Annotated in this window: 19 protein-coding genes and 2 pseudogenes; 15 read left to right on the top strand and 6 right to left on the bottom strand. The window is 70.0% G+C overall.

Annotated features, from left to right (window positions below):
• Positions 1-62: 62 nt before the first annotated feature.
• The 3 genes and pseudogenes from E1289_RS16850 to ilvC form a co-directional block, all read left to right on the top strand.
• A pseudogene (locus E1289_RS16850) lies at positions 63-1,817 on the top strand (acetolactate synthase large subunit); the annotation flags it as partial.
• Between the two features lie 5 nt (positions 1,818-1,822).
• Positions 1,823-2,347, top strand: a complete 525-nt coding sequence (ilvN, locus tag E1289_RS16845; protein WP_131951572.1) for an acetolactate synthase small subunit — start codon at positions 1,823-1,825, stop codon at positions 2,345-2,347.
• Positions 2,348-2,427: 80 nt separating this feature from the next.
• Positions 2,428-3,411, top strand: a complete 984-nt coding sequence (ilvC, locus tag E1289_RS16840) for a ketol-acid reductoisomerase (RefSeq protein ID WP_131981148.1) — start codon at positions 2,428-2,430, stop codon at positions 3,409-3,411.
• A 60-nt stretch (positions 3,412-3,471) separates the two neighbouring features.
• Here the strand turns inward: ilvC and E1289_RS16835 are convergent, their stop codons facing one another.
• On the bottom strand, positions 3,472-4,260 hold the full coding sequence (locus E1289_RS16835; RefSeq protein ID WP_131981146.1) for a hypothetical protein: 789 nt from the start codon (positions 4,258-4,260) through the stop codon (positions 3,472-3,474).
• 580 nt (positions 4,261-4,840) lie between these two features.
• Here E1289_RS16835 and E1289_RS16830 point away from each other — a divergent pair.
• The 7 genes from E1289_RS16830 (at position 4,841) to E1289_RS16800 (ending at position 12,923) form a co-directional block, all read left to right on the top strand.
• The gene (locus tag E1289_RS16830) at positions 4,841-5,479 is read left to right on the top strand and encodes a hypothetical protein (RefSeq protein WP_243712863.1); all 639 of its coding nucleotides are present in this window, start codon (positions 4,841-4,843) and stop codon (positions 5,477-5,479) included.
• Between the two features lie 161 nt (positions 5,480-5,640).
• The gene (serA, locus tag E1289_RS16825) at positions 5,641-7,230 is read left to right on the top strand and encodes a phosphoglycerate dehydrogenase (protein WP_131981142.1); all 1,590 of its coding nucleotides are present in this window, start codon (positions 5,641-5,643) and stop codon (positions 7,228-7,230) included.
• A gap of 495 nt (positions 7,231-7,725) precedes the next feature.
• Positions 7,726-8,415: a (2Fe-2S)-binding protein gene (locus E1289_RS16820; protein WP_131981140.1), complete on the top strand. Its 690-nt coding sequence runs from the start codon at positions 7,726-7,728 to the stop codon at positions 8,413-8,415.
• A gap of 38 nt (positions 8,416-8,453) precedes the next feature.
• Entirely contained in the window at positions 8,454-9,509 is a 1,056-nt protein-coding gene (locus tag E1289_RS16815) for a 3-isopropylmalate dehydrogenase (RefSeq protein WP_131981138.1), read from the top strand.
• Between the two features lie 171 nt (positions 9,510-9,680).
• Positions 9,681-10,784 (top strand): branched-chain amino acid aminotransferase, encoded by a 1,104-nt coding sequence (locus tag E1289_RS16810; protein ID WP_131981136.1) that lies wholly within the window; start codon positions 9,681-9,683, stop codon positions 10,782-10,784.
• Positions 10,785-11,027: 243 nt separating this feature from the next.
• Positions 11,028-12,605, top strand: coding sequence for a citramalate synthase (gene cimA, locus E1289_RS16805; RefSeq protein ID WP_131981134.1), 1,578 nt, complete (start codon positions 11,028-11,030; stop codon positions 12,603-12,605).
• Between the two features lie 36 nt (positions 12,606-12,641).
• Entirely contained in the window at positions 12,642-12,923 is a 282-nt protein-coding gene (locus E1289_RS16800; RefSeq protein ID WP_131981132.1) for a GNAT family N-acetyltransferase, read from the top strand.
• Between the two features lie 6 nt (positions 12,924-12,929).
• Here E1289_RS16800 and E1289_RS16795 read toward each other — a convergent pair whose 3' ends face one another.
• Positions 12,930-14,255 carry a cyclic nucleotide-binding domain-containing protein gene (locus tag E1289_RS16795; RefSeq protein WP_131981130.1) on the bottom strand — a complete coding sequence of 442 codons (1,326 nt, stop codon included), beginning with the start codon at positions 14,253-14,255 and terminating at the stop codon, positions 12,930-12,932.
• Positions 14,256-14,636: 381 nt separating this feature from the next.
• On the opposite strand from E1289_RS16795, the gene E1289_RS16790 reads away from it, so the two are divergent.
• Complete coding sequence (locus E1289_RS16790) at positions 14,637-14,882, top strand: hypothetical protein (protein ID WP_131981128.1); 246 nt, start codon at positions 14,637-14,639, stop codon at positions 14,880-14,882.
• Positions 14,883-14,906: 24 nt separating this feature from the next.
• Here E1289_RS16790 and E1289_RS16785 read toward each other — a convergent pair whose 3' ends face one another.
• The 4 genes from E1289_RS16785 to E1289_RS16770 all read right to left on the bottom strand — a co-directional run bounded on the left by E1289_RS16785 (position 14,907) and on the right by E1289_RS16770 (position 17,786).
• Positions 14,907-15,515, bottom strand: a complete 609-nt coding sequence (locus E1289_RS16785) for a GNAT family N-acetyltransferase (protein WP_165970516.1) — start codon at positions 15,513-15,515, stop codon at positions 14,907-14,909.
• 38 nt (positions 15,516-15,553) lie between these two features.
• Positions 15,554-16,441: a GntR family transcriptional regulator gene (locus E1289_RS16780; RefSeq protein ID WP_131981124.1), complete on the bottom strand. Its 888-nt coding sequence runs from the start codon at positions 16,439-16,441 to the stop codon at positions 15,554-15,556.
• A gap of 88 nt (positions 16,442-16,529) precedes the next feature.
• Entirely contained in the window at positions 16,530-16,919 is a 390-nt protein-coding gene (locus E1289_RS16775; RefSeq protein ID WP_131981122.1) for a DUF6292 family protein, read from the bottom strand.
• Between the two features lie 45 nt (positions 16,920-16,964).
• Positions 16,965-17,786, bottom strand: coding sequence for a GntR family transcriptional regulator (locus E1289_RS16770; RefSeq protein ID WP_131981120.1), 822 nt, complete (start codon positions 17,784-17,786; stop codon positions 16,965-16,967).
• A gap of 220 nt (positions 17,787-18,006) precedes the next feature.
• Here E1289_RS16770 and E1289_RS16765 point away from each other — a divergent pair, with 220 nt between their 5' ends.
• The 4 genes and pseudogenes from E1289_RS16765 to E1289_RS16755 all read left to right on the top strand — a co-directional run.
• Positions 18,007-18,285, top strand: coding sequence for a hypothetical protein (locus tag E1289_RS16765; RefSeq protein WP_131981118.1), 279 nt, complete (start codon positions 18,007-18,009; stop codon positions 18,283-18,285).
• 176 nt (positions 18,286-18,461) lie between these two features.
• A complete protein-coding gene (locus E1289_RS38250) occupies positions 18,462-18,605 on the top strand; it encodes a hypothetical protein (RefSeq protein ID WP_165970515.1) in 144 nt (47 codons plus the stop codon).
• 279 nt (positions 18,606-18,884) lie between these two features.
• Positions 18,885-19,199 carry an SEL1-like repeat protein gene (locus E1289_RS16760; protein WP_243712862.1) on the top strand — a complete coding sequence of 105 codons (315 nt, stop codon included), beginning with the start codon at positions 18,885-18,887 and terminating at the stop codon, positions 19,197-19,199.
• Between the two features lie 79 nt (positions 19,200-19,278).
• Positions 19,279-19,881, top strand: a pseudogene (locus E1289_RS16755) (hypothetical protein); the annotation flags it as partial.

Genomic DNA, 19,881 nt, shown 5'->3' with positions numbered 1-19,881 from the left:
GCCTCACGGCGGCGGGGGTTTTTTGTTGCCCGGCGAGCCTCCAACCACTCCCCAAGGAAACGCAGATCATGACGACCGAACAGATGACGGGAGCCCAGGCGCTGGTCCGCGCCCTGGAGAACGTCGGCGTCGACACGGTGTTCGGCATCCCGGGCGGCGCGATCCTCCCGGCCTACGACCCGCTCTTCGACTCCGCGAAGCTGCGCCACATCCTCGTCCGGCACGAGCAGGGCGCCGGCCACGCGGCCCAGGGCTACGCGATGGTGACCGGCCGGGTGGGCGTGTGCATGGCCACCAGCGGGCCGGGCGCGACCAACCTCGTCACCGCGATCTCCGACGCCTACATGGACTCGGTCCCCATGGTGGCCATCACCGGGCAGGTGGCGTCGTCCCTCATCGGGACGGACGGCTTCCAGGAGGCCGACATCGCCGGCATCACGATGCCGATCACCAAGCACAACTTCCTGGTCACCGATGCCGCCGACATCGGCCGCACGATCGCCGAGGCGTTCCACATCGCCGCCACCGGCCGGCCCGGCCCGGTCCTCGTCGACATCGCGAAGGACGCCCTGCAGGCCACGGTCGACTTCGAGTGGCCCGTCGCGCTGCAGCTCCCCGGATACCGGCCCGTCACCCGGCCGCACGGCAAGCAGGTCCGCGAGGCGGCGCGGCTGATCGTCTCGTCCCGGCGCCCGGTGCTGTACGTCGGCGGCGGCGTGCTGAAGGCCGGCGCGTCCGCCGAGCTGAAGGTGCTCGCCGAGCTGACCGGCGCTCCCGTCGTCACCACGCTGATGGCCAAGGGGACGCTCCCCGACAGCCACCCGCTGCACATGGGCATGCCGGGAATGCACGGCACCGTCGGCGCGGTGGGCGCGCTGCAGCGGGCCGACCTGCTGGTCACCCTCGGCGCCCGGTTCGACGACCGCGTCACCGGCAAGCTCGACGGCTTCGCGCCCGGAGCCAAGGTCGTGCACGCCGACATCGACCCCGCGGAGATCTCCAAGAACCGGCACGCCGACGTCCCGATCGTCGGGGACGCCCGGGAGGTCATCGCCGACCTCATCGTCGCCGTGCAGAACGAGCACGAGGCCGGGCGCAAGGGCGACTACACCGACTGGTGGCGGCAGCTCGACGCCTGGCGCGACACCTACCCGCTGGGCTACGACACGCCGGACGACGGGTCCCTGTCCCCGCAGTACGTCATCGAGCGCATCGGGAAGGCCGCCGGGCCGGACGCGTACTACGTCGCGGGCGTCGGCCAGCACCAGATGTGGGCCGCGCAGTTCATCAAGTACGAGCGGCCGGGCGCGTTCCTGAACTCCGGCGGCGCCGGGACGATGGGCTACGCCGTCCCCGCGGCGATGGGCGCCAAGGTCGCCGCGCCCGACACGACGGTCTGGGCGATCGACGGCGACGGCTGCTTCCAGATGACCAACCAGGAGCTCGCGACCTGCGCGATCGAGGGCATCCCCGTCAAGGTCGCCGTGATCAACAACGGGAACCTCGGCATGGTCCGGCAGTGGCAGACGCTCTTCTACAACGAGCGCTACTCCAACACCAATCTGCACGCCGCCAAGCGCATCCCCGACTTCGTCAAGCTCGCCGAGGCGTACGGTTGTGTCGGCCTGCGCTGCGAAAAGGCCGAGGACGTCGACGAGGTCATCGCCAAGGCCATGGAGATCAACGACGCCCCGGTCGTGATCGACTTCATCGTGCACAAGGACGCCATGGTCTGGCCGATGGTCGCGGCCGGCACCACCAACGACGACATCAAGATCGCGCGGGACATGGCTCCCGAGTGGGAGAACGGAGACTGACCCCGATGAGCCTGCACACCCTGTCGGTGCTCGTGGAGAACAAGCCCGGCATCCTGGCCCGGGTCGCGTCGCTGTTCTCCCGGCGCGGCTTCAACATCGAGTCCCTCGCGGTCGGCGTCACCGAGCACCCGGAGATCTCCCGGATGACGATCGTGGTGAACGTCGCCGACCTGCCCCTGGAGCAGGTCACCAAGCAGCTCAACAAGCTGGTGAACGTCCTGAAGATCGTCGAGCTGGACTCCTCGGCGTCCGTCCAGCGCGAGCTCGTGCTGGTCAAGGTGCGCGCCGACGCCGAGACGCGCTCGCAGGTCCTGGAGACCGTCCAGCTCTTCCGTGCCAAGGTGGTGGACGTCGCACCCGACGCCGTCACCATCGAGGCGACCGGCACCCGCGACAAGCTCGACGCGTTCATAAGGATCATGGAACCGTTCGGGATCAAGGAACTGGTGCAGTCGGGCATGGTGGCCATCGGCCGCGGCGCCCGCTCCATCACCGACCGCTCGCTGCGCGCCATGGAGCGCAGCGCCTGACGGGACCCGGCACCCGAGCCGCACGCCATCGGGCGCGTGACACAACCACCACAACGAAAGGCAACAGCACTGTGGCTGAGATGTTCTACGACGACGCCGCCGACCTGGGCGTGATCCAGGGCCGGCACGTCGCGATCATCGGGTACGGCAGCCAGGGGCACGCGCACGCGCTCTCCCTGCGCGACTCCGGCGTCGACGTGCGGGTCGGGCTCCGCGAGGGGTCGGCGAGCCGTGCCAAGGCGGAGGCCGAGGGCCTGCGCGTCGTCACCCCGGCGGAGGCGGCCGAGGAGGCCGACCTGATCATGCTGCTGGCCCCGGACCACCACCACCGGGAGATCTTCGAGAAGGACATCAAGCCGGCGCTCGTCGAGGGCGACGCGCTGTTCTTCGGGCACGGCTTCAGCATCCGGTACGACCTCGTCCAGCCGCCGGCGGGCGTGGACGTGGCGATGGTCGCGCCGAAGGGGCCGGGCCACCTGGTCCGCCGCCAGTTCGTCGCCGGGCGCGGCGTCCCGGTCATCGTGGCCGTGGAGAAGGACCCGTCCGGCAACGCGTGGCCGCTGGTCCTCTCCTACGCCAAGGCCATCGGCGGCCTCCGCGCGGGCGGCATCAAGACCACCTTCACCGAGGAGACCGAGACCGACCTGTTCGGCGAGCAGACGGTGCTGTGCGGCGGCGTCTCCGAGCTGATCAAGACCGGGTTCGAGGTGCTGACCGAGGCCGGCTACCAGCCGGAGGTCGCCTACTTCGAGGTCCTGCACGAGATGAAGCTGATCGTGGACCTCATGTACGAGGGCGGCATCCACAAGATGTACTGGTCGGTGTCCGACAACGCCGAGTACGGCGGCTACAGCCGCGGGCCGCGCGTGATCACGCCGGAGACCAAGGCCGCGATGAAGAAGATCCTCGGCGAGATCCAGTCCGGCCAGTACGCCAAGGAGCTGGTGGACGAGTTCGAGGGCGGCCAGAAGCAGTTCCAGCAGTACCGCGACGAGCTGGCCGAGCACCCCATCGAGAAGACGGGCGGCGAGCTGCGCCCGATGATGAGCTGGCTCAACGACTAGTCACCGCCTCGACCCGCGGCGCGCCGTCGCCCGCCGAGCGCACGGCGGCGACGCCGCGGGTCAGCGTCCGAGGCGGCGCAGGAGCCGCGCCCGCAGCGAGGTGTCGCCGGGCAGCTCGCGCACGATGAGCGCCAGGTGGCCGCCCCGGGTGAAGTAGAACCCGGCGTTCCGCGCGCCCGCGGTGCGGCCCTGCGGCGCGGTCCTCAGCTCTTCGGCGCGCACGGACCCGAAGCGGGCCTCGCGCGTCACCCCGTGCGCCGTCGCCGCGACGTGGACGTCCCAGCGTCCCGGCCGCACGACGGCCGGGTCGATGACGACCTCGAACCCGCCGGGCCGGTCCTGCCGGGGGGCGGCGGGGAAGCCGTGCTCCTTGCCCGACGCGCGTTCCCGCAGGAGGACGTCCACGGCCGTCCGGTTCGTCTCGACGCGCTGCAGCGCCGCGAAGCCCCGGACGCGGATCCTCTTGCCCTGCCAGGAGACCGCGTCGAGCCGGTGGTCGACGCCGACCTCGGTGGTGATGTCGGCGTCCTGGCGGGGGACGCCGCGCAGGTACGGGTACATCGCGTAGATCCGGCCGCCGACGACGACGGCGCCCCCCGGCCCGCCCTCGACCTCGTCGCGGATCAGCCGCTCCAGTTCCTCGCGCAGGCCGTGCTGGATGCAGAACGCCCTGAGCCGGGCGGAGGCGGGCATCGCGGCGCGCACGGCGTCGCTCAGCCCCTCCTCGCCGATGACATGCCGGGTGCCGTCCACGAGCCGCTCCCGCTGGAGCCGGTCAAGGCCCAGGTAGCGGTGGTCGTACACGCGCAGGACGTCGCGCAGGACGCTGGCGGTGCAGTCCGAGGTCACGTTCACTCCTGATCGGCCGGCAACATCGGTCACGTTAAGGCTCCGGGCCCTCGCACACAGTGAAACCTCGTGGCGTGTCCCCGCCGGCGCCTGTTCTATATGGCCGTCCGGCCATGGAGACCTGCCCGTCCCGCGACAACGGCCCCCGTGCCGAGCGGCCTGGCGGCGCGGTGCCGGAGCGATCGCGGCCGGGAGTGCCGTCGCCGACTCGCGATGCCGATAAACACGGTTTTTGGACAGATTGTCCAGGTGACTGGTGCCCATGGCACGCGTCAGAATGCCGGTGAAGGTACCTTGCCGATAAATTACCCTATCCTTTCGGCGCGCTTTGCCTGATACTTGAAGAAAGCCGTGACGGCCGCGGCCGGCGCGGGGTGAACCTGCGCGAACGTTCATGTGACCGCCGCCGGAGCGGGTGTTGGGGCGGAGCGCATGAGTGGTGTGATGCTGTTCAGGAACGACGGAGGGTCACAGGCCGGAGGCAGGGTGGAATTCGTCTTCGTCCGGTCAAAGTCACCGGCGGGCAATTACCGGATCCGCGCCATGGGTCATGGGACGAATTGCGGCGGGGAGTCGTGACGTGCAGGCGCGAGACGACAGGGCCGTCCGGCGCTGGGAGACCTGCGGGCAGGCGTGGATCGGCGTCCTGCGGCACGTCTGGGCGGCCGGCGAGGCCGGCATGGAGGACGCCGGGCCGATCATCGAGGGCCCGCCGGTGCTGTTCGAGATCTCCTCGCTGAGCTGGGAGGACCCGATCCTCCACGAGCACGGCGACCGGACCCGGCTCGTGCGGCGCGCGCAGGAGCGCACGCGCCGCAACGTCCCGGGACGCTACTGGCCGAGGCTGCACGACCTCCAGGGCCACGACCAGATCCGCTGGGTGGTGGATCTGCTGCGCGCCCGGCCGTGGACGACCAGCGCGTGGATCTCCCTGACGATCCCGGGCGAGCCGGCGGAGGGGCTGCCGTGCCTCACGGCGCTGTCGTTCCGCATCCGCGGCTACCGGCTGATCATGACGGCGATGTTCCGGTCGCAGAACGTGTACCGGGCGTACCTGGCCTACATCCCGCTCCGCGAGGTCCAGCTCCGGGTCTCCGACGAGCTGGGCCTTCCGGCGGGGCCGCTGCGGGTGTTCCTGGACGTGCCGCACGTCCACGTCGCCGACGCCGAGCGCGTGGCGTCCGTCCTGGCCGCGGTGCCGGAGCCGAACGCGGCCTGAGCCGACACGGGACGAACCGGAGTTACCGGTGGGTGTCTCCCTGCCGGGAAACCCGCCCTCCACCGGGAGATAGACTCCCGTGGGGGCGAGGGCACGACGAGGTGACCCGCGACTTCACCTGCACACACCACACGAACATCCACTTCCGAAGGAACGTTTCCTTGAGCAAGCCCGTCGTCCTCGTCGCAGAAGAACTCTCACCGGCCGGGATCGCCGTGCTGGAGGCCGACTACGAGGTCCGCCACGTCGACGGCGGTGACCGGGAGCAGCTGCTGCCCGCCGTCGCCGACGTCGACGCGATCATCGTGCGAAGCGCCACCAAGGTCACCGCCGAGGTGTTCCAGCACGCCAGGAAGCTGCGGGTCGTCGCCCGCGCCGGCGTCGGCCTCGACAACGTCGACGTCGAGGCCGCCACCAAGGCCGGCGTCATGGTCGTCAACGCGCCGACGTCCAACATCGTCACCGCCGCCGAGCACGCCGTCGCGCTGCTGCTGGCGACCGCGCGGAACGTTCCCCAGGGCCACACCGCCCTCAAGCAGGGGGAATGGAAGCGCTCCAAGTACACCGGCGTGGAGCTGCAGGGCAAGACCGTCGGCGTCCTCGGCCTCGGCCGCATCGGCGTCCTCGTCGCCCAGCGCCTCGCCGCCTTCGACATGAACGTGCTCGCGTACGACCCGTACGTCCAGGCGGCCCGCGCCGCCCAGCTCGGCGTGAAACTCGTCACGCTGGACGAGCTGCTCCGCGAGAGCGACTTCATCACCGTCCACCTGCCGAAGACGCCCGAGACCCTCGGCCTCATCGGCGACCGCGAGCTGCAGAAGGTCAAGCCGACCGTGCGGATCGTCAACGCCGCCCGCGGCGGGATCGTGGACGAGGCGGCGCTGGAGGTCGCCCTCAAGGACGGCCGGGTCGCCGGCGCCGGCATCGACGTGTTCAGCACCGAGCCCTGCACCGACAGCCCGCTGTTCCAGCACGACAACGTCGTCGTCACCCCGCACCTCGGCGCCAGCACCCACGAGGCGCAGGAGAAGGCGGGCACCCAGGTCGCCCGCTCGGTGAAGCTCGCGCTGTCCGGCGAGTTCGTGCCGGACGCGGTGAACGTGCAGGGCGGCGCGGTCGCCGAGGACGTCAAGCCCGGCCTGCCGCTCGCCGAGAAGCTCGGCCGCATCTTCACCGCCCTCGCCGGCGGCGTCCCGGTCCGGCTGGACGTGGTGGTCCGCGGCGAGATCGCCGAGCACGACGTCAAGGTCCTGGAGCTCGCCGCGCTCAAGGGCGTGTTCGTCGACGTGATCGAGGAGACGGTGACGTTCGTCAACGCGCCGCTGCTGGCCCGCGACCGCGGCGTCGAGGTCACCCTCACCACCAGCGAGGACAGCCCCGACTGGCGCAACGTCGTGCAGGTGCGCGGCACGATGTCGGACGGCTCGGTCGTGTCGGTGTCCGGCACTCTCACCGGCCCCAAGCACGCCGAGCGGATCATCGAGATCAACGGCTACGACATGGAGCTCGTCCCGACCGAGCACATGGCGTTCTTCTCCTACGTCGACCGCCCCGGAATCGTCGGCTCGGTCGGCAGGCTGCTCGGCGACGCGCAGGTCAACATCGCGAGCATGCAGGTCGGCCGGGACGTCAAGGGCGGCAAGGCGCTGATCGCGCTGACCGTCGACTCCGCCATCGGCCCGCAGCTCATCGACGCCATCACCCGCGAGGTCGGCGCCGACATGGGCCGCCGCGTGGACCTGGACGGCTGACCACGACACTGGGCCGAAAGTCACGGGCGGGCGCTTGCGGGCGCCCGCCCGTGGCGTCCCGCGCGCCGCGCCGCATCTCAAATGCTGAGATTCTTGGCCACGAGTCGGGACAACCACCCGTGATGGCGGGTAACCTCGCAGGTAATCATGCGGCGCTTCGTGGTAATCCTTCGCTGCCGCAGCGGGGCCTGAACATCGGCAGGCCGGCACCCGCTGCGGAGGCTCTGCCTGGCCGTCAGCCCGATGTCCACGCCGGACCGTGCGAACCACGGCATCCCGGCGGCCCTCTGGCACCAGCCCAGCGATCGGAGCGAATCATCATGAACGACACCTGGACCAACAAGCCCGAAGACGACGCCCAGGAAGAGGCCGCCCGCGCTCTGCAGACGGCCCTGGACCGCCGCGCGGACTGAGTTCGTCGAATTGCCCTCGGCGTCCGGGCGCTTGCGCGAGGTCGGTTCGGCAGGGGCGTGCCCGGGCCGCCAGACTGGTGGCATGTTGCGCGAAGCCGGCCGGGACGACGTTGCAGAAGTGCTCGGTGACGTCGCCGCGCTCGGGCCGTACTTCGAGATCATTACCGGCCCGGCGGAGGTCGCCGGTGTGGCCTGGCGCCGCTTTCCGGACGCCGAACGGCTCTTCGCCGCGACCATGGATTGCGGGGAGCGGCTCGGTACGGAGGAACGGCGTGTCGCCGCGTCCATCCTTCTGCAAGGGCTTGCGTCACGGTTGTGGTCGCCCGTGGTCGCGGCGGCCGCGCGCGGGATCGTTCCCGACCTGGCGGGTCTGCACTGGCGCTGGGCGCCAGGCGAATCCGTCGCGCTGGGGCTCGCCGATCCGCGCGGGTGGCGGGTAGCCGAGGTCGGGCAGGCCGCCGACCTCATTCATCCCATGGTCGTGGACGGTCATCTCAGGCCCTTGCGCGAGATGATGCTGAGGTTCGTTTCGCTTGCGGACGGGCTGGTTTGGGGTAACGCTGCGTCCGCGCTTGCCGGGAGCCTCAACGTGGGGCCGCCCGGGGGGTTCCGGGCCGAGCTGGTGCGCGAGTTGCTCGGGCGTGCACCGCTGGCCGATGCCGGGCACTTCGGGGCGGAGGGGTTCGTCCGGCGCAACTGCTGCCTCTACTACCGCGCCCCTGGTGGGGGTATGTGCGGTGATTGCGGGCTCTTGTCCCGGAATCTGAGATGAGGGCCCAAGCAGTGAGACGTTTGCAGTAGAGTGCGCGCATGGCTTCCCGCAGCATTCGCCTGGCCGTCATTCCGGGTGACGGCATCGGTCCCGAGGTCGTCGCCGAGGGGCTCAAGGTCCTTGAGGCCGTCGCCCCGTCCAGCGGTCTCGCGTTCGAGCAGACCTCCTACGACCTGGGCGCCGCCCGCTGGCACCGGACGGGCGAGACGCTGCCCGACGCGGTCCTCGGCGAGCTGCGCGAGCAGGAGGTCATCCTCCTGGGCGCCGTCGGCGACCCGAGCGTGCCGAGCGGCGTCCTGGAGCGCGGGCTGCTGCTGCGGACCCGGTTCGAACTGGACCACTACGTCAACCTGCGCCCGGTGAAGCTCTTCCCGGGCGTCACCACGCCGCTGGCTGGTGTGAAGCCGGACGACATCGACATGGTCGTCGTCCGGGAGGGCACCGAGGGCCCCTACACCGGTGTCGGCGGCGTGCTGCGCAAGGGGACCCCGCACGAGGTCGCCACGCAGGAGAGCGTGAACACCGCCTACGGCGTGGAGCGGGTCGTCCGGTACGCGTTCGAGGTGGCCGCGTCCCGGCCGCGCAGGAAGCTGACCCTCGTCCACAAGGACAATGTCCTCACGTTCGCGGGCGACCTCTACCAGCGCGTCCTCAGGCGGGTGGGCGAGGAGTACCCGCAGGTCGCCACCGACTACGTGCACGTGGACGCGGCGACGATGTTCTTCGTGAACCAGCCGCAGCGGTTCGACGTGGTCGTCACCGACAACCTGTTCGGCGACATCATCACCGACATCGGGGCCGCGATCGCCGGCGGCATCGGGCTCGCCGCGTCCGGCAACGTCAACCCCGACCGCACCGCTCCGTCGATGTTCGAGCCGGTGCACGGCAGCGCGCCCGACATCGCCGGGCAGGGCAAGGCCGACCCGACCGCCACGATCCTGTCGGTCGCGATGCTGCTCGACCACGTCGGCGCGGCTGACGCGGCCCGCCGCGTGGAGCAGGCCGTCTCCGACGACCTGGCCGAGCGCGCCGGTCTCGGCGCCCGCTCGACCGCACAGATCGGCGACGCGATCGCCAAGCGAGTAACCGGCTAGGGGCACGCCTCCGCCGGAACCGAGCACTCCGGGCGTGCCACGCGGCGCGCCCGGTTTTTCGTGCGCGCCGCGCAGTTGAGGAGTGGGACTAGACGAAGTACGACAATAGGGACTAAGGAAGCCGAAGCGGCAAAGGGGCCGCCCCGGCGATCCGCGAGAGGACGAACCGCGATGACCAGCACCCTGGACTTCGAGATCACGCGCAACGAGCGGCCGGCGAGCGCCGCCGAACGCGAGCGCGTCCTGGCCGACCCCGGCTTCGGGCGGCACTTCACCGACCACATGGTCACCATCCGGTACTCGGCGGACCGGGGCTGGCACGACGCGCGGCTCGAACCGTACGGGCCGATCCCCATGGACCCGGCCAGCCAGGTGTTCCACTACGCGCAGGAGCTCTTCGAGGGCCTCAAGGCGTACAAGCAGCCGGACGGGTCGATCGTCACCTTCCGGCCGTACATGAACGCGGCCCGGATGAATCGCTCGGCCCGCCGGATGGCGATGCCCGAGATCCCCGAGCAGCTGTTCGTGGCCGCGATCGAGCTCCTCGTCCGCACCGACAAGGACTGGGTCCCCGACACCGAGGGCCACAGCCTCTACCTGCGGCCGTTCATGTTCGCGACCACCCGCGCGCTCGGCGTCAACAGCCCCGCGGACGAGTTCCTGTTCGCGGTCATCGCGTCCCCGTCCGGGCTGTACTACCCGCGCGGGATCAAGCCCGTCTCGGTGTGGCTGTCGCAGAACTACACCCGCGCGGCGCAGGGCGGCACCGGCGAGGCGAAGTTCGGCGGCAACTACGCGGCCTCGTTCGCCGGGCAGGCCGAGGCCGTCGAGCAGGGCTGCGACCAGGTCGTCTGGCTCGACGCGGTGGAGCACCGCTGGGTCGAGGAGGTCGGCTCGATGAACCTCATGTTCGTCTACGGGTCCGGCGCGCGGGCCCGCATCCTCACCCCCGCGCTCACCGGGACGCTCCTCGCCGGCGTCACCCGCGACTCCATGCTCAAGCTGGCCCCCGACCTCGGCATCCCCGCCGAGGAGGGCAAGATCAGCATCGAGGAGTGGCAGTCCGGCTGCGAGTCCGGCGAGATCACCGAGGTGTTCGGCTGCGGCACCGCCGCGATCATCAGCCCGGTCGGCCGGGTGAAGGGCGCCGACCGCGAGTGGACGATCGGGGACGGCGAGCCCGGCGAGGTGTCGATGCGGCTCCGCGGGGAACTGGTCGGCATCCAGTACGGCACCCGTCCCGACCCCTACGGCTGGGTCCACGGAATCGTCTGATCTCCACGTTCGCGCAGCCCCGGCGCCATGTGCGCCGGGGAATCGCCGTCTCAGCATCCGGACGGACGGCACGAGCACCGCGACCCGTGTGGCAGACTGGACGTCATCATGCGCCACAGCCTCGTGATTATCGGCTGGCGCGCCGGCAGCAGCTAACTGGACGACGCCGGCGCGCAGACCTCTCACGTCCGTGAGGGGTCTTTTTTGTGCCCTGGCGCTGATCACTCCCTTGGGGGCTCGACCATGCAAGGCGACGCGTTCCATGTCTACGACACCACCCTGCGCGACGGCGCACAGCAGGAGGGGCTCAACCTCTCCGTGCCCGACAAGCTCGCCATCGCGCGGCACCTGGACGACCTGGGCGTCGGTTTCATCGAGGGCGGCTGGCCCGGCGCCAATCCCAGGGACACCGAGTTCTTCAGGCGTGCTCGGACCGAGCTGGACCTGAGGCACGCGCAGCTCACCGCGTTCGGCGCGACCCGCCGGGCCGGTGTCAAGGCCGCCGACGACCCGCAGGTGGCCGCGCTGCGCGAATCCGGCGCGCCCGTCGTGACCCTGGTCGCCAAGAGTCACGACAGGCACGTCGAGCTGGCCCTCCGCACGACGCTGGCGGAGAACCTCGCGATGATCCGCGACACGGTCTCCCACCTGCGTGCGGAGGGCCAACGAGTCTTCCTGGACGCCGAGCACTTCTTCGACGGCTACAAGGCCAACCGCGCCTACGCGCTGGAGGCCGTCCGCACCGCCGCCGAGGCGGGCGCCGACGTCGTCGCGCTCTGCGACACCAACGGCGGCATGCTGCCGGACGAGCTGGCCGAGGTCGTCCACGACGTCGTCTCCGCCGGGGTCCGCGTCGGGATCCACTGCCACGACGACTCGGGCTGCGCGGTGGCCAACTCCCTCGCCGCCGTCAAGGCCGGCGCCACCCACGTCCAGGGCTGCGCGAACGGGTACGGCGAGCGCAGCGGCAACGCCAACCTGTTCACGGTCGTCGGGAACCTGCAGCTCAAGCGGGGCATGACCCTCGTCACCGACGCGCAGCTCGGCGAGATGACCCGTATCGCGCACGCCGTCTCCGAGGTCACCAACATCGCGCCCGCCTCGCAGCAGCCGTACGTGGGGCTGTCGGCGTTCGCCCACAAGGCCGGCCTGCACGCCTCCGCCGTCAAGGTCGACCCGGACCTGTACCAGCACATCGACCCGGCCGCCGTCGGCAACGACATGCGGATGCTGGTATCCAGCATGGCCGGACGGGCGTCGGTCGAGCTCAAGGGCCGCGAGCTGGGCTACGACCTGTCCGGGGAGAAGGCCAAGGCCGTCGTCGACAAGGTCAAGGACCTGGAGAACACCGGCTACACCTTCGAGGCCGCGGACGCCTCCTTCGAACTGCTGCTGCGCGAGGAGCTGACCGGCGTCCGGCAGCGGCACTTCGAGGTCGAGTCGTGGCGGTCGATCGTGGAGCGCCGTCCCGACGGGTCCATGGTCAGCGAGGCGACCGTCAAGCTGCACGCCAAGGGCGAGCGGATCATCGCGACCGGCGAGGGCAACGGCCCCGTCAACGCCCTCGACAACGCGCTGCGGATCGCGCTCGGCCGCCTCTACCCGGAGCTGGCGCGGCTGGAGCTCGTCGACTACAAGGTCCGCATCCTGGAGGGCGCGCACGGCACCGACGCCCGCACCAGGGTCCTCATCGAGTCCGGCGACGGTGAACGCGAGTGGGGCACGGTCGGCGTGGAGGACAACGTCATCGCCGCTTCCTGGCAGGCCCTTGAGGAGGCCGTCACCTACTGCCTGCTCCGCGCGGGATACGACGCGGGCTGAGGGAATCAATCGGGCACGGCACGCATTGTCGGGACCATGAGCACCGAGATCAGCGACAACGCCGGGCAGAGCCGCTACGAGATCAGGCTGGACGGGGAACCGGCCGGGTTCGTCACGTACCGGAAGAGCGATGGCAAGGTCTCCCTCGACCACACCGAGGTGGACCCGGCGTTCAAGGGCAAGGGCGTGGGCGGTTCGCTCGCCCGCGGCGTCCTGGACGACCTCCGGGCGAAGAACCTCTCCGTCGTCCCGCTGTGCCCGTTCATCAAGGGGTGGATCGACAAGCACCCCGACTACCGGGACCTGGTGGCCACCTGACCGGCCTCAGACGGCTCTGAGCTGCGATTCTCCGCCTTCCAGCGTGAGCCACGCCGACAGCGACGTCTCCTTCAGCCGGACCCGCACGCGTGCGTAGCGGCCGGGGTCGACGAAGCCCGGGGCGGACGTGATCACGTTCTCGAACACGAAGTCGGAGGCGACGAAGGCGAGGTCGGCGCCCGTCTCGGCGACGCGCTTCTTCACCGCGGGCGCGTCCACCATCCGGCGGGCGGTGATGATCGAGATGCCGGAGACGCCCTTCGGGCCGCGCTGCACGGGACCCACGTGCAGCGCGGCCCGCAGCTGCATCCGGGTGGCCTCGGCGGCGCGGCGGTTGTGCCGGCGCAGCGCCGCGGCCAGGTGCGCGAGCATCGGGTCGACGACCGCCTCGGTCGGCGTGGTCGGCGGGACGACGATGAGGGCGCCGTCGCCGCGGTCCTCCTGGTAGAAGTCCGAGAGGGCGAGGCCCGAGGCGGTGAACGCCTCGTCCAGGAGCCGGTACATGGTCTCCAGCACGTCCCTGCGGTCGGCGTCGGTGCGCGCCGGCGAGCTGAACCCGGTGATGTCGGTGATCAGCACGGTGCAGTTGCCCCCCGACCACTCGGGCAGGACGCCCTGCGCGGGCCGCTCGATCTGCCGCCGGTAGACCTGCTGCTCCAGGACGCCGCGGACGCGCGGGTTCCCGTCCAGGAAGGCGGAGAAGTCCCTGGCACCGACACGGAGCACCTGGACGTCGCCTTCCGCGGTGACGGTGGCGGACCGGTCCTTGACCATCAGCGCGGCCCGCTCGCCGACCAGCTCGCCCGCGCCCCGGAACGCGATGATCCGCTGCTCGGGGCCCTCCTCGACCGACACCCGCGTCCAGCCGGACAGGATCACGATGACCTCGCCGGCGGGCCCGCCCTCGCGGCAGAGCACGTCCTCCTTGCCGTACGTGTGGGGGCGCGCCACCGCGTACAGCGCCTGCCGCTCGTCCGGGCTCAGCGCTCCCCAGAACGTCGTCCCGCCATGGGAGCGGCCGGGCAGGGGCAGGTGCTCGGCCACCTGGAGGCGGCCGGCGACGGAAGGCGGGGGAGCGGGCGGCGGCCCGCTCGTCTCCCGCAGCGACCCGGCCCGCAGGTACTGGACGAACGCGTTCGTCATGGTCACCGCGGGAAACGACAGGAACGTCAGGCCGCCGACGACCATCGCGCCCGGCGAGCCGTCCAGCGCGTATCCGAGCAGGACGGCGAGGAGCGTCACGGGGGTCGTGACCTTCGCGTTCAGCAGGCCGGCGCCGCCGTGGGAGGTCGCCTGCCTCCACAGCCGCGCCGCGGAACGGTCGGTGCTCACGAATCAGTCCTTCCCCCGGGAAGGTGCGGCGTAGTGTACGCCGCCATCCCGGCGTTCGTCGTGTCCCCACTTCTCCCAACCCCGAGGCTACAACCGCGGTCATACAAAGACCATACATTTGATGTACGAAATCAGGTGACTATGAGCTAGCCTGATGGCGACAATCAAGCGAAGTCGAGATGGCGGAGGTTTCCGGGGTGGAGAGCAGGGGAAGCACTAACGTGCACCCTGTACCAGGGGCATGGGTTTGCTGACGGAAGGCTGTATCCTCGCCTCACCGGCGGCGGCCCCGGCGCCTCCCGCCGGACCGGCCTCCGCCCCCGATTGGAGTACGCGCTCATGACGAACTCTCGAGCAGCCTCCGACAACTCGGGTGGAACCATGGACGCCGACGACCCCCACCGCGCCGAGGCGATCCCGCAGGGCGAGCGCGTGACGATCAACCTCACCGGCAAGGCCGTCCAGGCCCTCCAGCGCCTCCAGGAACTGACCGGCTACAACAAGACCGACTGCATCAACCGCGCGCTGATCATCGCCAACGAGGTCGAGAACATGTCCCGCGAACCCGGCGCGGTCTATTGGCGCGAAACCCCCGACAGCGACCTGATGCTCGTCCGCTTCGTCTGACCACACCCGCCGGCCGGGCATCTCCTACGGCCGGTGCCGTTCGGTGATCCGGGTGACCGCGGTCGTGTGGAGCGGTCTTTCGAAGAGGGCGCCTGAGGGGATGTTGTCGCTGGTGGTGCGGATGGCGACGTCTTTGAAGCCCAGGCGGCGGTAATAGTCGTGGAGTTCGGTGTTGTCGGTCCAGACGTCGATGCGGATCAGCTCGGCCTTCCGCTGCTGGGAAGCTCCCTTGCGCCCGGCCCAATCGATCAGCTCGGCGCCCAGGCCGAGGCCGGCATAAGCACGGTGGATGACGAGACGGTGGAGGTAGACGGCCGCGGTCTCGCGCTCCTGCGCGGTCCAGAGCTCTTCGTGGCCGAGCAGTCTGATGCTGACAGTGCCGATCGGCCGTTCCCTATCGGACAGCAGCCACGTCTCCCGGTTAACCAGGGCCTCGTAGACGCGCTTCTGACGGCCGTCCCGGCTGGGCCACGGCCGGGCCCACTGTCGCGTGTTCTTCTTCTCTCGCACCCATGCGGCCGCGTGGTCGATGAGCCCGAGGATGGAGTCGAGTTCGTCGGGGCGGGCGATGCGAAGGCAGTAACCGGTGTAGGGGATTCGAGGACGCCGGTGAGGTCTGGTCGCTGTGTCCACGTGCTCCTGAACTCCGAGGAGAAAGAACAGCCGCCGAATCAGTCGCTCGCGGCGCCTTCGACCGGCGGTGATTCGGGCGGATGGCTCGGAGGTGCTTCCGAGCCCGGCGCCCAGAGAACATCGTCGGGGACCTGCCCATGGTTGTAGTGCAGCCGCGTGCGGTCGGCCGGCCATACCGTCACGGTGAGCCGGAACGCCTTGCCGTCGGGGGAGTACGCCGTCCGGACGGTCTCGAAGACGACGTCGGCGGCGGAGTCGCCGAGGTTGAAGAAGCGCTTCTCGTTCTCGTCCGGGATCCGGGCCCTAATCTCGTCGTGGAAGCCGACCTCGCTGTAGCCGAGCGTCTCGCCGAGGTAGGCGACCGCGCCTTCGGGGATGTCACGGGGGGAGAGCAGCCGGGACGCGCCTTCGGTGGCGAAGCTGAGCGGGTAGAACGATGTCTGCAGGGCCCAGGGCCGCTCGTCGAAGAACAGTTCCTGGTGGCGGGAGACGAACTCCGAACCCGGGTTGCTCTGCAGGTACCGGGCGATGACCTTCGTGCCCTCCTGGACCTCCACCTTGACCGGGGACACCGTCACTTCGCGGTTCGCGGGAATGAAGGCGTCCCGGTTGTACCACTGACCCGACCTGTTGCCCGGCGCGAGCCCCAGCTCGGCCGCCGACAGCGTGACGTGGACGATGTTTGGGCGGTGGACGACGAAGGTCCCCTTGCCCTGCTCGGAGACGACGAATCCCTGCTGCTGCAGCCAGGACAGCGCCTCCCGGACGGTGTTGCGGGACGCGCCGTAGTAGGCCTCCAGCTCCTTCTCAGGCGGGAGGCGGCGCCGGCCAAATTTGCCGTCTCCGGGAGAGAGGTCGCCGGCCTCGATGCGCTGGAGCAGGTCACTGGCGATGTCGCGCCAGCGGCGAGGGGTTGTGCGGGCCACGATGTGCTTCCTTCCCGGCGGCCGGTGGTTGCTATCGGGGCACTTTGGCCGGTCGTGGCCGGATGGACGGCCACGACCGGTTTGCGGATCAGAAGCGGCGGAGCGTGTCGAACAGCCCGTCGCGCGCGTGCGGCTGCCGCGTCACCAGCGGAAGAGACGAACCGCTCGTGACGAGGTCGGCGATAGCGAGCGATGACGCCAGCACGCCGCCGCCAAGCTGTCGCGGGTCCTTGAGGACGGTGCGCACGCCTTGCCGCCCGGACAGGTAGATACCGATCCTCCAACCGGTCCACTCGTCCCACACGAGCGCGTTCTTACCGGTGATGATGGTTGCGTCCACGGGACCCTTCGGGTCGAGCCAGACGTCGCTCACCGGGATGCCTCTGGCGGCAAGCGTTTGCGTCATGTTCGCGACGTAGCCGTGCGCGGTGTCGACTTCCGGGTCCGGGTGATGGGCCGGGATCATAGAAACGGACATCTTGGTCCTTTGTGGATGATGGTGTCGCTGATGGATGGAGACGAGTCAGGAACCGCGTTCCCATACCTCGTGAGGCACCTCTCCGGCGATGAAGCGGATTTTGTTGGTGCCAGGCTTATAGATGGTAACCGTGAGGCGGAACGGTTCGCCGTTCTGATCGTAGGCAGTCCGTCTGTGTTCGATCACGGCAAGACTGTCCTTGGAGAGGCCGAAGAACTTCAGCTCCTCCGCCGTTGGCGGGCGAGCGTCGAACTCGTCCTCGTAGCCGGTCTGCACGTGGCCGTGGCTCTGCAGGTAGGCGACAGTGCCCTCCCCGATGTCCACCGTCTTGATCAGGGCCTGCGCCTTGATCGCCAGTTCCAGTCGGAAGTACGAGTGCTGAAGCGAGTTCGGCTTGCCGCCGACAAATCGTTCCTGTGACCGGCGGACGACCTGCGGATGCGGCTGGTTCGAGGGGATGCCCAGCGCCTTGATCTGCGCCTCCTTCGCGTCGATGACCTCGACCGTCGGTTCCGAGAAGTGCGCCTCGTGTTTTTGGCGCTTCGCCTCCGCGACGAACGCTTTACCTTCCCCTCCGCCGAAGCCCCGTCCGGGAACGTCGTCCTCCCCTAGATCCATGTGGTTGAGGGTGATGACGAACGGCTGGACCGGCTTGGTGACGAAGCTGCCCTTCTGTGGGACGGTCTCGACGTGGCCGCCCTTGCGCAGCTCGTTCACGGCCTTCTTGATCGTGTTCGCTGAGACATCCCAGTGGCTGGCCAGTTCCTTTTCCGGAGGCAGCTGATCGCCGGGCGCCAGGACGCCCTCCTCGATCTGTCCCTGCAGGTCCGCCGCGATCCGCATGTACTTGGGGCGCATCTCCGCCATGACGACCTCTGATTGCAATCAGACATATTGATACCGATGATCAGGTTTTGCCCTGTCTGAAGGTGGTTACACCTCTGATAGGGCAAAACCCTAGTAAGCCAGTCCAGACCCACCGAAGAGTTCAATCCTATCGAGGGGATCAACAGGTTGTCAGGGGTTCCCTCCGTCTGGTCGGGCTGATCGGTTTCGCCCTCGGCACCCCGCTGAGAGGAGCGTGGAAATGATCGACAACCTGGCCCTCTACCTGTGGGTACTCGTCCCGGCGTTCGTCTTCCTGTCCTTCGCGTGCTACGTGCTGGCCCTCGGGCGGTCCGCCGGCGCCCAGGTGTTCCGAGGGCGACTGGTCGGCGGCGAGCCGACCGGTGGGCGCTCGGGACTCCTGGTCAACGTGGTCGTACGAAGCACTGCGGTGCCGGTCATGGCGCCGGCATCGGCCGAGGCCGCCGTTGAAACCGAATCACCCGTCGCCGCAGGGGCTCGGCAGTCACGAGTCCGGTGAGGAGAGCCGAGATGGAAAGCGATGGCCGAAGAGAGGCACCGCGCGAGGCGGCTATGCAGGGTGCGGCAGCGACACGGGCGCCGACGGAGTGGTCTGAGTTCCCGACCGCGCACGCGCACCCGCGTCTGGTCCTGACGCGGGTGTGGCACGCCGACGCCCCCTCATCACCGCCCCCCGTGGACCTCGTGGGCGCCCTGGTGGCGGGCGGAGCGGCTCTGCTCGTCACCGCGGAGATCGGCCGCCGTGTCGGGGCGCCCACCCCCGTTACTCTGGTCTGCGCGGTAGCCGCCTTCGCCGCCGTGGTCCGGCCCCGCCGGTGACAATGGTCGGGCAATGGGCTACTCGGATGGCGGAAACCGGTCGTTCGCCTGAACGGGGGTCTTTGCGCCGGTAACGGAATGCATGCGGAGGAATTTCGCCAAACATGGCGAAAGCGGTGGCGGATTTCGGGTGGAGCGTCCACCATGGGTTCGGCACGGCGCGTGCGAGCCTTCCGCGCGCCGTCATGCACCGACCCGAACCACCGGAGTGATCGTATGCCTGTCCGACGCTGGAGCCCCGAGGATCTTGGGCGTCCGACGGACGGCACATGGACGGACGTGGCCTTCGGTCTCGGGGAGATGTACGAGCGCGAGGGCGATCTGAAGCAGGCCGCGAACTGGTACCGGCGCGCCGCCGAGTCCGGCCGTCCCGCCGCCGCGCTGCGGCTCGGCGCCGTCCTCGGGCGGCGGGCGGACGCGGGCGCCGCCGACGACTCGGTCTCGGCCGAGGACCTGCTGGCCGAGGCCACCCGCTGGCTCAGCGGCGCCCAGAACGCCACCAGCCCGGACGCGATCGAGCTGATCACCGACACGCTCAACCGGCAGCTGCGCCAGGCGGCCCGCCGCGGCCTGGAGCCGACCCCCGCCGGCTGACCGCTTTGCGGTACCTCTGAACCGAATCGCCGCGTCCGTCGTCGGACTCCATGAGATCGACGACTGGAGGGGTGACGAGTTGAGCGGCGAGGAGCCCGGGTATGTTCCCCCGGACCACAAGACGACCGCCGAGTTCCGCGTCCGCGGCCGGGCCGCCGAGCCCGGAACCGCCGCGCCGGGCCCCGAGGAGACCTTCGTCGACCGGCCCGTGGACGGCCTCGTCGGCTCCGGAGCGACGCTTCAGGACGTCCCGCAGGACGCTCTCGTCGAAGACGATGTCGAGGACGACCTGGACGTGACCTTCCAGGATTCCCCGGTCCCCGGCCTGGACGGCGAGGCCGCCTCGAACACCGTCACCGACGGACCGGCGACCTCGAACACCGTCACCGACGTGCCCGTCCCGCCGGTCCGGTCCGCGCCGGAGGCGGCCGTGTTCGAGATGCCCGCTCCGGCGTACGCGCAGGCGCCGCCCGTGCCCGCGCCCGTCCCGGAGCCCGCCGCCGAGAACGAACCGGCGGCGATGGAGGAGCAGGCGCCGGCCGTCCCGGAGCCCGCCGCGGCACCGGAGAACGGCGGCCAGCCTCCGGGCACGGCGGAAGAGGGGCCGTGGACGGGGCAGTTCGCCGCCGAAGCGGAGACGCCGAGCCCCGCCCCACCGAGATCGCGATCCTCGCCGACTCCA

The sequence above is a fragment of the Actinomadura sp. 6K520 genome, from assembly GCF_004349245.1.
Classification (GTDB): Bacteria; Actinomycetota; Actinomycetes; order Streptosporangiales; family Streptosporangiaceae; genus Spirillospora.
Note: the sequence above shows the minus strand (reverse complement) of the source record. Positions and strands in the feature narration are given on the sequence as shown.